The sequence below is a fragment of the Vibrio sp. V03_P4A6T147 genome (genome assembly GCF_002241085.1).
GTDB classification, from domain to species: domain Bacteria; phylum Pseudomonadota; class Gammaproteobacteria; order Enterobacterales; family Vibrionaceae; genus Vibrio; species Vibrio anguillarum.
Window position 1 is genome coordinate 1 of record NZ_NDIO01000140.1, and the last position, 3,175, is coordinate 3,175.

Annotated in this window: 4 protein-coding genes; all 4 read left to right on the top strand. The window is 46.0% G+C overall.

The window, feature by feature from the left end:
* Window positions 1-292: 292 nt before the first annotated feature.
* Genes B9J84_RS05270 through B9J84_RS05285 form a run of 4 tightly spaced genes read left to right on the top strand, consistent with a single transcriptional unit; the run spans window position 293 to window position 3,143 of the window.
* Window positions 293-1,249, top strand: coding sequence for an MBL fold metallo-hydrolase (locus B9J84_RS05270; RefSeq protein ID WP_029189808.1), 957 nt, complete (start codon window positions 293-295; stop codon window positions 1,247-1,249).
* Entirely contained in the window at window positions 1,239-1,553 is a 315-nt protein-coding gene (locus B9J84_RS05275) for a hypothetical protein (RefSeq protein ID WP_013856716.1), read from the top strand. Before B9J84_RS05270 ends, B9J84_RS05275 begins: the two co-directional genes overlap by 11 nt.
* A complete protein-coding gene (locus tag B9J84_RS05280; RefSeq protein ID WP_094123698.1) occupies window positions 1,541-2,404 on the top strand; it encodes a DUF692 domain-containing protein in 864 nt (287 codons plus the stop codon). The genes B9J84_RS05275 and B9J84_RS05280 overlap by 13 nt, the downstream gene beginning before the upstream one ends.
* The gene (locus B9J84_RS05285; RefSeq protein WP_017048643.1) at window positions 2,397-3,143 is read left to right on the top strand and encodes a putative DNA-binding domain-containing protein; all 747 of its coding nucleotides are present in this window, start codon (window positions 2,397-2,399) and stop codon (window positions 3,141-3,143) included. The genes B9J84_RS05280 and B9J84_RS05285 overlap by 8 nt, the downstream gene beginning before the upstream one ends.
* The last annotated feature ends 32 nt before the right edge of the window (window positions 3,144-3,175 follow it).

Genomic DNA, 3,175 nt, shown 5'->3' on the forward strand with positions numbered 1-3,175 from the left:
ACTGGAGTGATGCCGTTCTAAATAGAACATTTGTTGTTTTTTTATGTGTATTAATTGGTTCTGGCTATGCGGTACAAACCTAGAATCTAACAGGCTTATCATTGCATCACACCACATCGTTCAATTTACCTTAACCAATAGGTAAGAAAATCAAGATTGACCAAACATCCTCGTAAATCATATCTTTCACCTACACCTTGACGAGAATCAAAAAGCTTGCACTTTTATCGCAAGTCTCTTTTCGCCCTAGGTATACACATATCATAAAAAAGACAATCAAAAGGTAGTCAGCATGAAACAACCACTCAAGGCGCTGGTGCTCGCAATCAGTTTGTCGTGCGGTGCCATCGGTGCTTACGCAAACTCGTTAGAACCGCTCGACAAAGAATTCACTTTACAAGTTTTAGGATCGGGAGGGCCAATTTCAGATGATCTGCGCTCTTCTTCAGCGGAAGTGATTTGGTGGAAAGGCAAATCTAAAATCATGATTGATGCTGGCGGCGGTGCGTATCTGCGCTTTGGCCAATCCGGCTCTAAACTGGAAGATTTGGATTTTCTAGGCATTACCCATTTTCACACCGATCACGTTGCAGACTTGCCCGCGCTGCTCAAAGGCGGCTACTTCTTTAAGCGAGAAGACCCGCTAGATATTGCAGGCCCGCAAGCGGGATCAGCCTTCCCTAGCCTATCAGGCTATATGGACGCACTCTTTAATAGCAAAGATGGCGCTTACGCTTATTTGAACGGTTTGTATGATGGCAGCGATGGTTTGTTCCCAGTCACCATCACTGATGTTCCTTACAAAACCACGACACCAACTAAAGTGTATCAACAAGACGGTTTAACCATTTACGCACTCGGTATTCCTCATGGGGACGTGCCATGTTTGGCTTATCGTATTGAAAGTGATCAGGGCGTTATTGTTATTTCTGCCGATCAAAACGGCAGTAACCCAGCATTTCTCGATTTTGCTCAAGGCGCTGACATTTTAGTCATGCCGATGGCTGTTCATGAGTCAGCCGATGAAGTTTCCGCATTTATGCACGCTAAACCTTCAGTGATTGGCGAAATTGCAGCCAAAATCAATCCTAAACTGCTCGTGCTCAACCACTGGATGGGAGTCGGCCTTAAACATAAATCAGAGTCCACCAAGATCATCAAACAGTTTTATCACGGCGAAGTTATTGCCGCCCGTGATCTCTCAAGCTACCCAATGAGTTCCGTGAAGGAGATAACCCATGAATTGTAAAATTGTTTTGTCTATTGCGATGACTTCGGCCATTGCTCTTCATCCTGCAATGAGCGTTGCAGAAACGTCAACGGAAGCACCAGTGAGTGCGCAACCCACCTCTCAAAATGGTGGCAAATGCGCGGCTGGCAAATGTGGTACTGAAAAACGCTTTGAGAAACAGGATTTAAAAAGCGATCCGCAAGGACGTTTAGTACGCGCCAGAGATGGTAAATGCGGCTTAACCGCAGAGGGAATCGCACCTTCCGCTGAAACCATTACTCTAACCAACAGCAAAATCACTGGTGGTGTATGCGGGCAATAGATCGCACTTCAAAAGGCATCGGCTTGCGTAGCGAACACATCGATTTGCTATGCCAGTTGCCTGACCATCCCGACATCGATTTCCTTGAGCTTGCTCCGGAGAACTGGATGAACATGGGCGGCCTTAAACGCGAGCAGTTGCAGCAGATAGCAAAGCACTATCCTCTGATTGCACATGGGCTGAGTTTGTCGATTGGCGATTGTCAGCCACTGAACAAAACGTTTGTGAAAAAGGTAGCGGCATTTTTAGATGAATTTAACATCGACATTTACAGTGAGCATTTGAGCTTTTCGCGTGATGCCCAAGGGTACTTGTATGAACTGCTGCCTATCCCGCGCTATAAAGAGAGCATTGCTTACTTGGTCGATCGCATTCACTGCGTTCAAGATATTGTGCAACGCCCTTTGGTGCTGGAAAACATCTCCTACTACCACAGTTACGGCAAGGAGATCCCCGAAGGCGAATTTATTGCTGAGATAGTTGAGCGCAGCGGCTGCCAGCTGCTGATTGATATCAATAATGTGTATGTGAATAGCCGTAACCACAATTACTGCCCGTTTGACATGTTGGCCACTTTACCGAGCGAAGCGATCTGCTATTACCACATCGCAGGTCACTTAAAAGAGCGCGAAGATTTCTTGCTCGATACCCATGGCAAACCAGTACAACAAGAGGTGATTGACTTGGCTCGTTATGCTTACGCTCAACAAGGTAGCCGTCCTTTGCTGCTTGAACGTGATCATCATGTGCCTCCTCTGGTGGTTTTGACTGAAGAGTTGCGCACTATCCATCACGATATTATGCAACCAGCGCCATCATTAGTTATCGATGTGGAGCGTAGCCATGCTTAAACCACCAATGAACATGAGTATGTCAATGCACGCACTGACCTGCGTGATCCGCTCTCCTGTCGCGCAAGGCGAACCGCCCTGCCGTTATCGAGAGTTCATTCGAGCGAATATCTACTCTGTCATTAAGCACACTTTTCCTCTGTTTTACGCTCAACTTAACGAGGAAACACTCTACATTTTGACGGACGAATGGCTGGTAATACATGGCGCTATGGAGCCTGAGTTCCATCAGATTGCGACTGAATTTGTTCAGTTTATCCAACAGCAAAATAACCATAACGCCAGTGTTAACCTCAGTGCTGAGCAAATCGCACTGCTTGAATATGAATGGATCGTTTTCAACGCTGAAATGGATAGCGCTCATGTGCCGAATCTCAACGTGTGGTGGGATGATGTTGAAGCTCAACCGGAGGCGTTTTGCATACAGCTTAACCCAACGTTAAAACTGGTCGAAGTGCCTTTTCTTGTCCATCCAGAATCGGTCACTTTTTTGATTCAAGAACAGAAAACGGTCTGTTATGGGGTATTTCGTCATGCATCGCATCAGGTGGTATCACAAAAACTCAGAGAAGTGGATATCGCCCTAATTCAGATGATTCAAAACGCCCCAGCGCAGTCACTAACGCAACTAGAACAACAGATAGCTCAACACCTATCCAACTTCCATTTTTTGGCGTGGGTTCAAACGTTTCAGCAACAAGGACTCATCAGCCTGTATTTATTAGGAGAAACTCTATGATTCACTCAGCCCTCAATTGGTACGATGGCGTG

What these genes read in the sequence shown, in the direction of transcription:
- B9J84_RS05270 (WP_029189808.1), top strand. Translation starts at nt 293, where the DNA reads ATGAAACAACCACTCAAGGCGCTGGTGCTCGCAATCAGTTTGTCGTGC.
- B9J84_RS05275 (WP_013856716.1), top strand. Translation starts at nt 1,239, where the DNA reads ATGAATTGTAAAATTGTTTTGTCTATTGCGATGACTTCGGCCATTGCT.
- B9J84_RS05280 (WP_094123698.1), top strand. Translation starts at nt 1,541, where the DNA reads ATGCGGGCAATAGATCGCACTTCAAAAGGCATCGGCTTGCGTAGCGAA.
- B9J84_RS05285 (WP_017048643.1), top strand. Translation starts at nt 2,397, where the DNA reads ATGCTTAAACCACCAATGAACATGAGTATGTCAATGCACGCACTGACC.